Origin of the sequence: Gilvimarinus gilvus (genome assembly GCF_030518155.1) — a bacterium.
Classification (GTDB): Bacteria; Pseudomonadota; Gammaproteobacteria; order Pseudomonadales; family Cellvibrionaceae; genus Gilvimarinus; species Gilvimarinus gilvus.
In genome coordinates this window covers 1-471 of record NZ_JAULRU010000751.1, presented here as the reverse complement: position 1 = coordinate 471, position 471 = coordinate 1, and the positions used below count along the sequence as shown (strand labels likewise).

Below are 471 nucleotides of genomic sequence, written 5' to 3'. Positions count from 1 at the left end.
CATCCAGCTGGCTAATGTATTGCGGGGAATCTCAATACCGGAACGATTCAGCACCACCTCCTGACGATACAGTGGCAAGGCATCCTGGTATTTGGCGGTCGCGATGTGAGCCAACAATCCCGGGCTGGCGTTGCTTTTGGGAATGGGCTGCGGCGGCAGTGGTGCAGTTTGGACGCCACCTTCACAGGCAGAACACGCGTACTTTTTACGCACGTTGACCAGCACCCGCATCTGCGCCGGGATAATGTCCAGTTGCTCGCTTAAGGTTTCTCCGATCTCGGTGCGTTCATGGCCACAGGGGCACTGTTTTTCAAGCTCGGATAAGGCATGCTCGATGCGTACGCGTGGCAGATCCGCTGGCAGCGGTTTGCGGCCGAGTTTAGCCTTCGGTGTTTTGGCTTCGGTTTGCGCTTGCTCCGCCTCGCTTTCGGCAAGGTACGCCTCAACAACTACCGACAGCTCCGCTTCGTT

Annotated in this window: 1 protein-coding gene; it reads right to left on the bottom strand. The window is 57.3% G+C overall.

The genetic code is table 11. The features are described from left to right. The coding region (locus QWI17_RS19390) for an IS66 family transposase zinc-finger binding domain-containing protein (RefSeq protein ID WP_302724182.1) at positions 1-471 on the bottom strand (471 nt) is incomplete at both ends.